Raw genomic sequence first — 14,102 nt, 5'->3', positions numbered from 1 at the left:
TGGTTGCAATTATGAAACATATTATCGCGGCGGCGGCTGCTGCCTTTTTACTGTTATCCACAACGGTACAGGCCGGTATTGTCATGGGAGGGACCCGTGTTATTTATCAGGAAGGGAAGCGCGAGGCCTCAATTTCTGTCACCAATGCCGATGTCCATTCGCCTTATTTAGTGCAGTCATGGATAGAGAACTATGCGGAAAATGATAAAAGCAAGGTGCCTTTTATTGTGACGCCGCCGCTATTTCGCCTCGACCCTGAGCAAGAAAACGTATTGCGAATTAATTTCATCGGCGCCGACTTGCCTCATGACCGTGAATCCGTCTTTTGGCTGAATGTGAAAAGTATCTCCCCGACGCAAAAAGGCGATGCGAATAAATTACAGGTCAATATTAAATCTAAATTTAAAATTTTCTATCGGCCACATGGTCTGGCGGGCGATCCGGAGAAAGCCTGGCAGATGTTAACGTTTAAGATTGTTGGCAACCGGCTGGTGGCGCAGAACCCGACGCCATACTTTGTCTCCTTTTTTACCCTCTCGGTGGGTGGGCACGATATTGATGAACCGGGAATGATCGGACCTTTGACCCGTAAAGAGTGGCCGGTTAACGGCTCGGGGACGGTGAAATGGCGCGCCATCAATGATTTTGGCGGCATCACAGATTATACGCAGCAGTAATTGTTTCTATTTTTTCCCTCGTCGGTCAGGATATTGTGAACAAAAAGGCCCCCGTTTTCCTTCATGACTATTCCGTCATGGCTGTCCCCATCCGGGGCGCCTTAGGCGCGGCGGCGCTTCCGACGCTGCTGTTTTTTCTCTGCCAGAGCGCTACGGCGTGGGCAGACGATTACTTCGATCCTGCGGCCTTAGAGTTTGCTAACCCACAGCAAAAGATGGCGGATTTGCATTATTTTGCCAAATCGGGCGGACAGCAGCCGGGAACCTATCCGGTGACTATCTGGGTTAACAACCAGCAGGTTGCCGAGGGGCCGATCGTATTCGTCGACGATCGTGGGGTCCTGCAGCCGGAGTTGACCTCTGCGAAGCTGGCGGAATATGGGGTCAACGTTAGCGCTTTTTCCACCTTGACCCGGCTGCATGAGGGCGAAACGTTTACCCGGATTGAACAGTTTATTCCGGATGCCAGCAGCCGTTTCGATTTTGCTACACAGCGCCTGAACTTAAGTATTCCGCAGGCGGCGATGAATGTGCAAAGCCGTGGCTACGTCGATCCGGCGCGCTGGGATGATGGGATCCCGGCGGCATTTGTGAACTACAATCTGACCGGCTCACAGACTCGCCAGTCTGAAACGCAAAGCCGCTCCAGCTACCTGAATTTACGCAACGGGGCCAACCTGGGGCCGTGGCGTTTGCGTAATATTTCATCCATGCAGTATGACCAGCATTACCGCTGGCATTCGCAAAGCACCTGGCTACAGCGCGATGTGAAATCGGTCAAAAGCCTGCTGCGGATTGGTGACACCTTCACCAGCGGCGAGGTCTTCGATAGCGTGCAGTTTCGCGGCGTGCAGCTGATGTCCGATGATGAAATGCTGCCTGACAGCCAGCGCGGTTTTGCCCCGGTGATTCGCGGCATGGCGCACAGCAACGCCAAAGTGACGGTTTCGCAACACGGCTATGTTATCTACGAAACCTTTGTCTCTCCGGGGGCGTTTGCGATCAACGATCTCTACCCTACGGCGCAGAGCGGCGATCTTGAGGTCCAGGTTAAAGAGAGCGATGGGTCGGTACGCTCTTTTACCCAACCATACTCCACGGTCCCTTTTATGCTCCGCGAAGGGCGAAGCAAATTTAGCCTCAGCGCAGGGCGTTATCATTCGAGTCAGCATCAGGTCAGATCGCCGCAGTTTGTTCAGGGGACGCTATTTTATGGTTTGCCTGCGGAGTTCACTCTGTATGGCGGTACTCAGCTGGCGCAGGATTATCAGGCCTGGGCGTTGGGAATTGGCCGTGGTTTTGGCGAGCTGGGGTCGTTGGGGAGCGATGTGACCTGGGCCAATACTGCGACGCCCTCTGATCGACACTACGCCGGACATTCATTGCGCGTCCAGTATCAAAAGGATTTTGCCTCGACGGGGACCTCGTTCAGCCTCGCCAGCTATCGCTACTCCTCCGGCAGCTATTATGGCTTCAGCGAGGCTAACGCCCTGGAAAGCCAGAGCGAGCGACTGGACAACAAGCGTCAACGCGAAGAGATCTCTGTCGCGCAGTCCTTTGGCGCCGTCAGTAGCCTGGCGATTTCCGCTTATTCACAAACGTACTGGCACAGCAACAGCAATGATGAAACGGTACATCTCGGGTTCTATAGCGCCTGGAAAGGCGTGTCGTGGGGCGTAGGCTATTACTACACCCAATCCTCCGACCGGGAAAAAGCCGATCGCTCGTGGTCATTTAACCTCAACATCCCGCTGGGCGGCTGGCTGGACGAGAGCTCGGTCGGCTACAGCACCACCTCCGATAATAACGGCCACTCATCGCAGCAGGTTTCGCTGTACGGCGCGGTGCCTGGACGCGGCGATCTCGATTACTCGCTGCAGCAGGGCCATGCTAACGCCGGGCAGGGGAGCAACAGCAGCGCTGCGCTGGATTATCACGGCGGATATGGCAGCGCCCAGCTGGGTTATCGCCATGATAGCGCCAGCAACCAGCTGACCTGGGGAGCTTCGGGCTCCGTAGTGGCGCACCCGCATGGCGTCACGCTGGGGCAACCCGTCGGCGACAGTTTCGCCATCGTCCGTGCTCCAGGCGCGGCGGATGTGGCGATTGAGGACGGTACTAACGTGCATACCGACGGGCGCGGCTATGCCGTGGTACCGACCTTAACGGTATACCGCAAAAACACCATCACGCTGGATACCGAATCAATGAGCAATGACACCGACGTGGATCTACAAGGTCAAACCGTCATCCCTGGCGGCGGCGCGGTGGTACTGGCGAATTACCAGACCCATATCGGCAACCGGGTGTTGTTTACGCTGCGTAATCGCGACGGGGCGGTCCCGTTCGGCGCCAGCGTACAGCTGCGTCAGCAGGAGGACGATACGGGCGTCGCGCCGCAGGGAATGGTGGCCGATGGCGGACAGGCGTATCTCAGCGGCATCCCTCAGGAGGGCGTGCTTGAGGTGAGCTGGCTGCAAAACAATATCGCGCGGCAATGCTCGCTGCATTTCCACATTGCCGATCAACAACAGCAGAACACGGTGAAAACCGTCGCTGGCCTGTGTTCGTAAACCGAGGAGAAAGAGCGATGCATCGTGGCTTTCGCTTATTACAGTTTGTGTTCCTGCTGATCGCGGGGATGTATAGCCAACACGGTTGGGCCGAGAGCTGCGGCGGCAGCGTCGGGCAGATGACGATTAACGTGCCGAATATTCGCTATCTGCCGACGCTACGCGCCGATACGCAGATGACCAACGCGATGGCCGATAACGGCGGCGGTATTCACTTCGTCTGCGATCTACAGCTGCCGACCGCGGGCTGGAAACGCATCGTGTATCAACAGCGCGCCACCACCGGTGCGCCACGGGTGATTAACGGCCAGCATGTGTATGCCTCCGCGCTTAGCGGCATGGGCTATTCGTTGGGTTTTCAGTGCGGCGGCGGCCCGATTCACTATATTGACGGCAGCGATGCGCCTGCCGGAAGTGAATCCGTAACGGTTTGCGAGAGTTCGCAGCAGTCGACGCTGCTGGCCCAGCGGGAGGTGGTGGTGAAAGCATATATCATCTTTTATAAAACCGGCGATGTTGCGCTGGTCAGCGGCAATCACGCCAGCGTCCCGGGGCAGCCGCAGGTGGGAAATTTATATATTGAAAAACAGGACGCTGGCAACGCCTCCCACGTGGCTAGCGCGCCGGTCAGTATCGATCTCGCTGCCCTCAACGTTGATATTGGCGCCAGCGGCAGTTGTCAGGTGACCCGCGCGTCTATCGGCGTCAATCTGGGCACGGTGAATAAAGCGGAGTTCAAAGGCAAAACCAGCACCGCCGGCGCGGCGCAGACCTTTAGCATTCCGGTATATTGCAGCACGCCGACCGATATCCGGATTGGTTTTTTTGGCGTCACCGCCGACCCCAGCATCAGCGATTCCTTAGCGCTGGCCCAGGTTGACGGCGCTGCCAGCGGGGTGGGGATAAAACTGAGCTATGGTAACAATCCGGCCCCGGCGCCGCCCGCGGGAACCGGTGTGAAAATGAATGTCTCCAGTAATCTACCGGTGCTGAAACATGTTACCGCCAGCAGCGCCGCCGCTGCCGAGAGTATCAATTTTACCGCCCAGTATGTGCAGACGGGAGATGCGGTAACCCCCGGACGGGCGAATAGCCTGGCGACCTTTGCGCTCGAATATAACTAAGCGCCCTTAGTTTGCGCCGCGACTGGCAATAGTTTCCGCTTTCCAGCAGCGGGTGGCGGTCCCGTTACCAGACGGGCGCAGCGGCTGCGGTTTCTCGCAGCCCGCGCCGGCGAACGGACAGCGATCGCGGAAGTAGCAGCCCTCGGGCAGATGGCGATTGCCGGGTAATTCCGTGTTGCGCGGCGCGTCGCCCAGCGCCGAGCCGATACGCGGCACCGAGTCCATCAATAGCCGGGTATAGGGATGGGCCGGGTTATCGAGGACCTGACGCGCCTCGCCCATCTCGACGATTTGCCCGAGATACATCACGGCGACGCGATCGCTCATATGGCGCACTACGGAAACGTTATGCGAAATGAGGATATAGGTCAGGTTCTGCTGTTTTTGCAGCTCGACCAGCAGGTTGAGGATCTGCGCCTGTACCGAAATATCCAGCGCCGAGGTCGGCTCATCCAGCACCATAATATCCGGCTTTGCCGACAGCGCGCGGGCAATGGCAATGCGCTGACGCTGGCCGCCGGAAAACTCGTGCGGTAAGCGGTCGAGATACTCCGGGCGGATACCTACCTGCAACGCCAGCTGCTCTGCCAGAAGACGTCGGGCCTTTTCACTGGGGCGCGATTGGATCCACACCGGCTCGGTGATGGTGCGCCAGACCGGCAGCCGTGGATCCAGTGAGGAGAGCGGGTCCTGAAACACCATCTGCATACGCCCGCTGCCGGACGCCGTCGCGCGCTCAAACTGGCCGTGAGAAGGCTTAAGCATGCCCATCAGCAGCCTGGCGAGGGTACTTTTCCCGCAGCCGGATTCGCCGACGATACCTAAGGTTTCACCGCGATACGCCGTGATATCCAGCCCGTTTAGCGCATATACCCGTTCGACGACTTTGCCGCGCCAGTTCTTGCGCGCCGGGAAGTTAAGATGAACATCGTTCAGTTGCAGCAGCCTCTCAGACATGCGTTTTCTCCCGTTGCGGGTACCAGCAGGCCGCCTGCTGCCCGGTCTGTTCTATCGGGCGGAGCATCGGCGTGATGCCGCAGCCCTCGCCGGCGGCAAAGCAGCGTTCGCGAAAGGCGCAGCCGCCCGGTAATCGCGCCAGATTCGGCACCGTGCCAGGAATCGAGCGCAGCAGCGAACGCGGCTCGCCGTTATCCGGGGCGCTGTCGAGCAGGCCAACGGAGTAGGGATGCAGAGGATGATGCAGCACCTGCTGAGTTAAACCGCTTTCAATCACCGCGCCGGCATACATGACGTACAGCCGATCGCAGACCTGTGAAACCACCGCCATATCGTGGCTGATAAACAGCACCGCGGTGCCCGTGGCCAGCGCTTTCTGTTTTAGCAGGCGCAGCACCTGGCGTTGAACGGTCACGTCCAGCGCGGTGGTCGGTTCATCGGCAATCAGCAGGTCGGGCTCGCAGGAAAAGGCGATGGCGATCATTACCCGCTGGCGCATCCCGCCGGAGAGTTCGAAGGGGTAACGTTCCATCACCCGCTGCGGATCGGCGATCTGCATATCCGCCAGCAGCGCGACCGCCCTGGCGCGCGCCTCGCGGGCAGAGAGGGGACGATGCTGACGAATAACGTCGACCATCTGCTTGCCGATCCGCCGCGTGGGATTCAGCGCGGTCATCGGCTCCTGAAAAATCATCGCCACCCGGCGGCCGCGAATATCGCGCATCTCTTTTTCCGATGCTTGCAGAATATCGTTGCCCAGCAGAGTCACCTGGCCGCTGTGAATCTGATAGCTTGCCGGCGGCAGCAGACGCATCGCCAGCATGGCGGTGACGGATTTGCCGGAGCCCGATTCACCCACCACGCCAACTATTTCGCCGCGGTCGATATGCATCGAGACCGCGTTCAGGACATGTACTTCCCCCTGATAGACAGGGAAGCTCAAACGGACGTTGTCGATTGTCAGAACCCGATTACTCATGCGTTGCGTCCTCCGGACTTCGGATCCAGTAAATCCTGGATCCCATCCCCAAACAGATTAAACCCGACGGCGGTGATCAGGATCGCCGCCCCCGGGAAGGCGCAGTACCACCACTGATCGAGGACGTAGTTGCGCCCGTTTGCCACCATCGCCCCCCACTCGGCGGTGGGCTGCTGCGCGCCGAGGCCGATAAAGCCTAGCGTCGCCGCCATCAGAATGGCGCTGCCGATATCCAGCGATGCCTGCACCACCAGCGGCGGCAGGGCGTTGCGTAAAATATGCCAGCTGATCAGGTGCCAGCGGGAGGCGCCGAAGGTCACCGAAGCTTCGACGAAGCTGTGCTGGCGCACCACCAGCGTTTGTCCGCGCGCCAGACGGACATAAAACGGAATGCGCACAATGGCGATCGCCAGCATGGCGTTGAATAAGCTTGGGCCTAACGCGGCGGCCAGCGCCATCGTCAGCACCAGCGAAGGGATCGACAGCATGATATCCATCAGCCGCATGATCAGCGCATCGCTGCGTCCGCCGAGCACGCCGGATAGGCAGCCCAGCAGCGAGCCGCTGATCCCGGCGATCAGCACCACCGCCAGACCGGCGGCGATCGATTGCTGGCTGCCGATCAGCACCCGGCTGAACAGATCGCGACCGACCTCGTCGGTACCGAACCAGTGGGACAGCGAGGGCGCCTGCAGACGGGCGGTGAGATCGATAGCGTTGGGATCGTGCGGTACCAGCCACGGCGAGAAGATCATCAGAAACAGCATGATCAACATAATGGCGCCACCGATCAGCGTCAGCGGGCTTTTGCGTACCAGCCACAGACGGCGCTTCCACGCGGTGTTGCGGCGGGTTTTTTCGATAGCGCCGGGGCGTTCCTGGGTCATCATCACTTAGTTTTCTCCCCGACCCATGCGCGGGTCTATCCATAAATAGAGCAGGTCGACGAGCAGATTGACCAGCACGTAAGCAAAGGACACCACCACGGCAAAACCCATCACCGCCGGGAAATCGAGCGCCTGAATAGAGGAGACCACGTAGGCGCCCATCCCGGGCCAGGCAAAAACGGTTTCGGTCAGCACCGCGCCGTACAGCAGATCGCCCAGCGCCAGCCCCAGCACCGTAACTGAGGGAATCAGCGCGTTAGGCAGCGCATAGCGCATCACGATGGTCCATTTAGGCAGGCCGCTGGCCAGCGCAGTGCGGATGTAATCTTCACTCAGCTGCTCCAGCATCGCGGAGCGAATTTGCCGGGCGACAATCCCCAGGTGGACAAAGGCCAGCGTGGTTGCAGGCAGAATCAGATGCTGCAGCGCGTTAAAGAACACATCGATGTTGCCTTCCAGCAGCGAATCGATCAGATAAAAGCCGGTCACGCGGGTTGGCGGGTCAAACCAGTCGTCAAGGCGCCCGCTGCCGGGCAACCAGTCCAGTTTGCCGTAAAACAGGACAATCACTCCCAGCCCCAGCCAGAACGCCGGGGTAGAGATTCCGGTCAGCGCCATCAGGCGAACCAGGTGATCGGTCCAGCGGTTGCGATACACCGCCGAAAGCACCCCCAGCGGAATGCCGACCACCAGCGCGATAAACAGGGCGCAGAAAGCCAGTTCGAGCGTGGCCGGGAAAAAGGTCTTTAAATCTTCCAGCACCGGGCGACCGGTGCGGATTGAGGTCCCCAGATCGCCGTGCAGCAGGGCGTTAACATAATGGAAAAACTGCTGCCATAACGGTAAATCCAGCCCCAGCTGCTGGCGGATATGGCGGACGATTTCGTCGCTCGCGCGATCGCCTGCCAGCAGGCGCGCCGGATCGCCGGGAATGAGGTGCGAAATAATAAAGGTGATCACGCAGACGCCGGCGACGACGAGGACCAGCCCCCAACTGCGTTGTCGAATTAAACCCCAGAAACTCATGATGACGCCCTCTGCCGGGCCCGCTACGGCCCGGCATGACAAGGTTAAGCTGCGCTATTTGTGCATATCGGCAATATTGAAAATCTGCTCGAGCATCGGGTTAAAGACGAAACCCTTGACCTCTTTGTTCATCGCCACCTGATAGTTCTTCTGGAACAGATAGACGTAGGCGGCCTCATCGATAACGGTTTTCTGCGCCGCCTGATAATCCCGGGTGCGTTCTGTCTGGTCGGTAGTGGCGACGGCCTGTTTGAGCAGCGCGTCAACCTGCGGGTTGGCATAGAACGAACGGTTGCCCGGCAGCCCTTTCTTATCTGACTCGAACCAGTAGTTCATGAACATATAGGGGTCGGCGAAATCCGGGCTCCAGTTGCCGATAGCGATATCGTAATCCCCTTTACCAATGCGCTCGCGCATGGTGGCGTTAGCCAGTTTTTCCAGCTTCACCTGGATGCCGAGGGTTTGCAGATTCGCCTGGGTGGAGAGGGCGATGGGCTCCCAGTTCGGGTCGTTATCGGAGTAGAGGAACGACAGGGTTTTTGGCTTATCGGCGACGTTGGCCAGCGCGGCTTTGGCTTTATCCATATCAAGGGAATACTGCATCGCGCTCGGGTCAAAGCCCCACATACCGTCGGGGATTGGGCCGCGCATCTGTTTGCCGTTGCCGCCGAGAATGCCGCTGACCATCCCTTGATAATCGGTGGCCCAGGAGACGGCGCGGCGTAAATCGACCTGATTCATCGGCGCTTTGCTGTTGTTGAGATACAGGTAGGTCACGCGCAGCGCCGGATAGTCATACACCGCCACGCTATCCTGCTTCTTCAGGGCCGCAAACTGGTCGACCGGCAGCGCATCGGCAATATCCAGATCGCCCTTGGTCAGCTGCAGACGGCGGGCGGCGCTTTCACCAATAATTTTCACCGTCACCCGTTTAAAGGTCGGCTTCGTGCCGCTGAAGTGCGGGTTGGGCACCAGCACCAGCTGCTGGCCTTTCTGCCAGCGCTGCAGCATATAGGCTCCCGAGCCGGCGGTATGTTCCGCCAGCCAGGCGCGGGCGTCATCGGCGGCGTGGGCCTTCAGGACCGCCGGGTTGACGATCGACGCGCCATCATTGGCCAGGGTGTGGAGGAACGGAGCGAACGAGTCCGGCAGGATGAAACGCACCGTGGCGGGATCCACGGCCTCAATTTTCAGCCCGCTCGGGAAGGCTTCCGAAGGACCTTGCTTAATGCGCATCAGACGTTCGAAAGAGAGTTTTACCGCTTCGGCGGTGACCGGCGTGCCGTCGTCAAACTGCATGTTTTTGTGCAGTGAAAAGGTCCAGGTTTTACCGTCATCAGAGACCTGCCAGCTTTCGGCGAGGTCGCCCTCGACGTCCGTTGAGCCTTTCCCGTCCTGGGTTTTGTATTTGACCAGTCGCTGATAGGCCGGGTAGGTGACCGTCCAGTCGTTATTATCAATAGTGACGGCCGGGTCGAGCGTCTGCGGATCGGCGGCTTTACCGATGACCAGCATATCTTTGGGCACGGCAGCATAAGCCGGGGCGACAGCCGCTGCCAGCGCAACGGCCAACAGCAGCGGGCGAAAACCGGTAAAAGAGGTGCGACTCATATTCATGGAATGACTCCGTCAGTGTGAGCGGGGGACAGGCAGGCGAAAACATCGTCAAGGAGCGGATAACCGGCCGCATCCGGTAATTCGAAGTGCCACCATTCCGTGGAAATACCCTTAAAGCCGCCGCCAAACATAATGGCGTTCAATAGCAGGCGGTTACGTTGGGCGGCCTGGGGAACTGCCGGGTGATAAGGGTGAGAGAGATCGTCCATCTCATCGAAGGCGGTGCCCATATCCAGCGGATGGCCGTTTTCGTCGATTAACGTCACATCAATAGCGGTACCGCGGCTGTGGTTCGAACCCAGCGCAATCGGCACCACGTAGTCCTGGTTCGGACAGGCGTTCCACAGCAACTGCTGCGCCTGCTGCGGACGATAGGCATCGAGAACCTGCAGATTCAGGCCCGCCAGCTGTGCGATGCGCAGGGATCTCTCCAACGCCGCCGCCGCATCCGGGTGCAGCAGGCAGCGGGCTTCGGCATAGATGGGCTGGCCGGTAATGTTATCGGCGCTGGCGTACTTGAGATCGATAGCCAGCGCCGGAAAGCGCGCGCGGATATCGACCAGAGTGACTTGCTGATTCATCTGTTGTTTCCTGTCCTGGAGCCTGACGAGCAGGCGCTTATTCACGTTCAAATTGACCAAACTCCTGCTGCAGCGCCCGGTTTTCGGCCAGCCGGCGCGACAGCGTCGGGCCGAGTTGCTCGACGACCGCGGAGAGCAGCAGGTTGAAAAGACAGCTGATTGGGGCGAGGGAATCCCAAAAATGACCGGTATCGGTTTTGACCTGCAGCAGATCGACCGGATAGTCGCGGGCCCACGGACACCAGATATCGGTGACCAGCGCGGTGGCAATGCGCCGCTCGGCGGCAACCCGACAGAACTGGCGGGCGGTGCTGGAGTAGGCGCGGGTATCCGTCAGGATGATGTAAGGGTGTGCGTATTCGGAGTTCAGCGACTCCAGCCAGCTACCGGAGCTGCCGTCGGCATAGGTCACGCGCGGGCGCAGGTATTCGAGATGGCTAAAAAAGCTGTTGGCGATGCCTCGCGTGGACTGGATCCCGAGCACAATCACCGTATCGGCCTGGGCGATCCGCGTGCTGACTCGGGCGAAGGTCTCTTCCTGCGCCAGCTGATAAACATAGCGGATCGCATCCAGCTCCATCTGCAGCGACAGGCTGGCGCGATCGGGCTGGGTTTGCTGCTGCGCCCAGGAGTCGAGGCGGTCGATGACGCCCCAGTGTTTATAGGGCGCCGGGGTATGATCTTTCAGACCGTTTTTGACGTCGTCGAGGTTACGATAGCCGAGCTTACGCAGGCAGCGGCCGACGGTGATCCCGCTGGTGCCGGTCGCCAGCGCAATGCTATCGGCCGTTTCATAGGGAATATGTTCCCGATGGCTCAGTAGCCAGCTGCCGATGCGTTTTTCACTTGGCGTCAGCTGGCTAAATATCGACTCGATCGTACGAAACAGCCTGGAGTTATCGTTCATACCCGCCTCTCAATGAGATTTCTCTCTCATGAACCCGCATTGTGTTACTCAACTAACAAAGCACGATGCATGCCATCTGTTCCGGAAAACCGTTTTTTGCGGTATCACTGGGAAAATGCGCGAGGCAGGCGAACAAAGAGCGTATATTTTCGCCAGAATATGCACAAAGAAAGTGCAACGTTTCCTGGTTGTGCATCACAAAAATAAAACATACGATTAACAATGTTGTAATCTGTGCAACAAATGAGCAGAAAATAAAGCGCGCTGGAATCGTGCAAAACCTTCACAAAACCCACGTATTGATAAGGATGATGGTATGAACTTAAAGGTCTGTCTGACCTTCGTACTCGCGAGTATTGCCTGCGGTAGCCAGGCGCGGGATCTGCAGGCGATTCAACAAAGCGGTGAGTTGAAAGTGGGCGTTCCGGGCGACTATGCTCCGCTGGCGTTCCACAACGAAGCGGGCGAACTGCGCGGTTACGACGTGGATATGGCAAAGGATCTGGGGCAGAAGCTGGGGCTTAAGGTCACCTTTGTGCTGACCAGTTGGCCGACGCTTTCCGGCGATCTGAAGGCCGATAAGTTTGATATTGCGATGGGCGGTGTCACTGAAACCCCGGAACGGGCAAAAGATTTCGCCCTCAGCCATCCGGTGGTGGCCAACGGCAAAATCGCCCTGGCGAACTGCATGGCCGCCCCGGCGCTCGGTAGCCTGGAAAAGATTGACCGCCCCAATGTGAAAGTGATTGTTAACCCGGGCGGCACCAACCAGAGCTACGTCGATGCTCATCTCAAACATGCGCAGATTATCAGAGTCAAAAATAACGTCGATAACCTCGAGGCGTTACGCCAGAAAACCGCCGATATGATGGTCACCGACCTGATTGAAGGCGTCTATTACGAGAACAAAGAGCCCGGTGTCTTCTGCGTCGCGACGGATAAACCCTTCCCGGGCACCGCCAGTTTTAAAGTCTATATGATGAACAAAGATAATCAGCCGCTGCTGGAGAAGGTGAACCACTGGCTGGACAGTCAGGATAAAAATATCCTCAAACAAAAATGGAAGATTCACGAATAGGTGCCGGCGGAGATAACCTTACCGACGGGTAAAGATATCTCCGCGAAATCGCGCCCCTGCGCGGAGCACGCGCGGACTACACAACCTGCCCAAACTCCAGCTTGATAATCCGATCCGCCAGGTAAAAGTAGCGGTCGTCGTGGGTGATCGCGACGATGGTCCGGCCTTCGGCTTTGAGCATTGGCAACAGCTCCAGGTAAAACACGGCCTTAAACTCCGGGTCCTGATCGGCGGCCCACTCATCAAACAGATACAACGGGCGCGCCTCCAGCCAGGCCTGCAGCAGCGCCAGCCGCTTGCGCTGTCCCTGCGAGAGGGCGGTCGTCGAAAAACGGCCGTTCTGGAAACGTACTTTATGACTGAGCTTTAGCAGATGCAGCAAATGCGCCACCTGCGCGGGCGTCCGCTCATGGATAAACGCCACGTCGTCAAAAAGAAAAAAATCGCTGAAAACCACAGAGAACAGCTGGCGATAGCCTGCCTGCTGGTCGGCGGCAATCTTGCTGCCGTTCAGTAAAATGGCCCCGCTATCCGGAGGATAAAGGCCGACCAGCAGATTGGCGAGCGTGGTTTTGCCGCTGCCGTTACCGCCGACCACAAACACCAGTTCCCCGGGCGTAAACTGCAGATTCAGCGGCCCGAGGGTAAAGCGTTCGCCATCTTCTCCCTGGTACTGATAGCGAACCTCTTGCAGCGTCAGGGAGCGGAAGGGCACCGCAGGCAGCGGGCGCTGCGGCTGTTCCGGGGGCAGATGGTCACGCAGGTGCTGCACCCGCTGGAGCGCCACCCGGGCGCTGGCAATCGTTGGCAGCGATGACAGCACGCCTTCGACCGGCACAATCATGTAGAGAAAGATCATGACGTAGCCGGTGATGGCTGCCGGATCCAGCGTCAGGGAGTCCCGCAGGCCGAACAGCACCAGGCCGATAAAGGCAAAAAACAGAATACTTCCCCAGCTGGTGGCCAGCCCGTAGAGGACATACCCGCGGGTCCGTTCCCGGCGGACGGCTTCAATGTTGTCCGCCAGCTCGCCATACACAAATCGCTGGCGGCGAGCGGCATTAAGCCGGTATTCGCGTCCGCCGTCGAACAGTTTTTTGCACTGTTGAATCAAGGTGTCTTCCCGCTGTCGCGACCGGCGCAGCAGGCCGATCGCCCGGCCGTGGGCGGCGCGATAGCCCAGAGTGCCGAGGGCTATCGCCACCAGCGCCAGTGCGAGAACGCTGGCGGAGAGGGTGGCGAGGTAAATCAGGCAGCCGATAATGACCGCGCCGTAGATAAACAGGTTTGGCAGGCTGACAAAAAATACCACCAGGGTGTCGAGATCCTGAGTCAGCACTGACACCGTTTTCGCCATCCCGGCACGTTCCAGCGACAGCCAGCGGGTCTCGCTGACGTGGCGGGTGAGCTCGCCGCGCAGGTGCGCCTTTACTTTCTGCCCGAGAAACATAAACGTGGTCTGCGAGACAATCCGGGTCGCCAGCATCAGCAACGCCAGCAGCGCAAACTGTATTCCCGGAGCGAGAGCGCTTTTCTCCTGCGGCAGCGTCAGACTGTGGTTAATCATAGCCAGCAGCGACGCATTGCTAAACCCGCTGATTAACCCGGCGACAACCGCCAGCAGCAGCCAGCCGCCGACCATACGAAATAAAATCAACAAAACCGACATGCGGCATTCCTTTTTTTCATGGCTTTT

General features: G+C 58.6%; 12 protein-coding genes. 4 read left to right on the top strand and 8 right to left on the bottom strand.

Annotated features, from left to right (window positions below; translation table 11 throughout):
• Positions 1-11 precede the first annotated feature (11 nt).
• The 3 genes from BV390_RS20745 (at position 12) to BV390_RS20735 (ending at position 4,374) form a co-directional block, all read left to right on the top strand.
• Positions 12-677 carry a fimbrial biogenesis chaperone gene (locus tag BV390_RS20745; protein WP_032691043.1) on the top strand — a complete coding sequence of 222 codons (666 nt, stop codon included), beginning with the start codon at positions 12-14 and terminating at the stop codon, positions 675-677.
• A gap of 77 nt (positions 678-754) precedes the next feature.
• Positions 755-3,250 (top strand): fimbria/pilus outer membrane usher protein, encoded by a 2,496-nt coding sequence (locus BV390_RS20740; RefSeq protein ID WP_046853555.1) that lies wholly within the window; start codon positions 755-757, stop codon positions 3,248-3,250.
• A 17-nt stretch (positions 3,251-3,267) separates the two neighbouring features.
• The gene (locus BV390_RS20735) at positions 3,268-4,374 is read left to right on the top strand and encodes a fimbrial protein (protein ID WP_032691045.1); all 1,107 of its coding nucleotides are present in this window, start codon (positions 3,268-3,270) and stop codon (positions 4,372-4,374) included.
• 6 nt (positions 4,375-4,380) lie between these two features.
• Here the strand turns inward: BV390_RS20735 and BV390_RS20730 are convergent, their stop codons facing one another.
• Genes BV390_RS20730 through BV390_RS20700 form a run of 7 tightly spaced genes read right to left on the bottom strand, consistent with a single transcriptional unit; the run spans position 4,381 to position 11,328 of the window.
• Positions 4,381-5,331: an ABC transporter ATP-binding protein gene (locus BV390_RS20730; RefSeq protein WP_032691046.1), complete on the bottom strand. Its 951-nt coding sequence runs from the start codon at positions 5,329-5,331 to the stop codon at positions 4,381-4,383.
• Entirely contained in the window at positions 5,324-6,310 is a 987-nt protein-coding gene (locus tag BV390_RS20725; protein WP_032691047.1) for an ABC transporter ATP-binding protein, read from the bottom strand. Before BV390_RS20725 ends, BV390_RS20730 begins: the two co-directional genes overlap by 8 nt.
• On the bottom strand, positions 6,307-7,203 hold the full coding sequence (gene ddpC, locus BV390_RS20720; RefSeq protein ID WP_032698976.1) for a D,D-dipeptide ABC transporter permease: 897 nt from the start codon (positions 7,201-7,203) through the stop codon (positions 6,307-6,309). The genes BV390_RS20725 and ddpC overlap by 4 nt, the downstream gene beginning before the upstream one ends.
• A complete protein-coding gene (locus tag BV390_RS20715; RefSeq protein ID WP_032691048.1) occupies positions 7,204-8,223 on the bottom strand; it encodes an ABC transporter permease in 1,020 nt (339 codons plus the stop codon).
• A gap of 54 nt (positions 8,224-8,277) precedes the next feature.
• A complete protein-coding gene (locus BV390_RS20710; protein ID WP_369804333.1) occupies positions 8,278-9,834 on the bottom strand; it encodes an ABC transporter substrate-binding protein in 1,557 nt (518 codons plus the stop codon).
• Positions 9,835-9,836: 2 nt separating this feature from the next.
• Positions 9,837-10,421: a D-alanyl-D-alanine dipeptidase gene (gene ddpX / locus BV390_RS20705; protein ID WP_032696802.1), complete on the bottom strand. Its 585-nt coding sequence runs from the start codon at positions 10,419-10,421 to the stop codon at positions 9,837-9,839.
• 37 nt (positions 10,422-10,458) lie between these two features.
• Positions 10,459-11,328: a MurR/RpiR family transcriptional regulator gene (locus BV390_RS20700; protein WP_004866702.1), complete on the bottom strand. Its 870-nt coding sequence runs from the start codon at positions 11,326-11,328 to the stop codon at positions 10,459-10,461.
• A 316-nt stretch (positions 11,329-11,644) separates the two neighbouring features.
• Between BV390_RS20700 and BV390_RS20695 the strand changes: the two genes are divergently transcribed.
• Complete coding sequence (locus tag BV390_RS20695; RefSeq protein WP_032691050.1) at positions 11,645-12,406, top strand: transporter substrate-binding domain-containing protein; 762 nt, start codon at positions 11,645-11,647, stop codon at positions 12,404-12,406.
• Positions 12,407-12,482: 76 nt separating this feature from the next.
• Here the strand turns inward: BV390_RS20695 and BV390_RS20690 are convergent, their stop codons facing one another.
• On the bottom strand, positions 12,483-14,075 hold the full coding sequence (locus BV390_RS20690) for a cyclic peptide export ABC transporter (RefSeq protein WP_032696803.1): 1,593 nt from the start codon (positions 14,073-14,075) through the stop codon (positions 12,483-12,485).
• Positions 14,076-14,102: the final 27 nt, after the last annotated feature.

The organism is Klebsiella sp. YJ (assembly GCF_002108615.1).
GTDB classification, from domain to species: domain Bacteria; phylum Pseudomonadota; class Gammaproteobacteria; order Enterobacterales; family Enterobacteriaceae; genus Klebsiella; species Klebsiella planticola.
The sequence above is the reverse complement of the archived record's forward strand: the minus strand, read 5'-3'. Positions and strand labels throughout refer to the sequence as shown.

Coding starts and splice junctions, on each gene's coding strand:
- BV390_RS20745 (WP_032691043.1), top strand. CDS start 12: ATGAAACATATTATCGCGGCGGCGGCTGCTGCCTTTTTACTGTTATCC.
- BV390_RS20740 (WP_046853555.1), top strand. CDS start 755: ATGGCTGTCCCCATCCGGGGCGCCTTAGGCGCGGCGGCGCTTCCGACG.
- BV390_RS20735 (WP_032691045.1), top strand. CDS start 3,268: ATGCATCGTGGCTTTCGCTTATTACAGTTTGTGTTCCTGCTGATCGCG.
- BV390_RS20730 (WP_032691046.1), bottom strand. CDS start 5,331: ATGTCTGAGAGGCTGCTGCAACTGAACGATGTTCATCTTAACTTCCCG.
- BV390_RS20725 (WP_032691047.1), bottom strand. CDS start 6,310: ATGAGTAATCGGGTTCTGACAATCGACAACGTCCGTTTGAGCTTCCCT.
- BV390_RS20715 (WP_032691048.1), bottom strand. CDS start 8,223: ATGAGTTTCTGGGGTTTAATTCGACAACGCAGTTGGGGGCTGGTCCTC.
- BV390_RS20710 (WP_369804333.1), bottom strand. CDS start 9,834: ATGAGTCGCACCTCTTTTACCGGTTTTCGCCCGCTGCTGTTGGCCGTT.
- ddpX (WP_032696802.1), bottom strand. CDS start 10,421: ATGAATCAGCAAGTCACTCTGGTCGATATCCGCGCGCGCTTTCCGGCG.
- BV390_RS20700 (WP_004866702.1), bottom strand. CDS start 11,328: ATGAACGATAACTCCAGGCTGTTTCGTACGATCGAGTCGATATTTAGC.
- BV390_RS20695 (WP_032691050.1), top strand. CDS start 11,645: ATGAACTTAAAGGTCTGTCTGACCTTCGTACTCGCGAGTATTGCCTGC.
- BV390_RS20690 (WP_032696803.1), bottom strand. CDS start 14,075: ATGTCGGTTTTGTTGATTTTATTTCGTATGGTCGGCGGCTGGCTGCTG.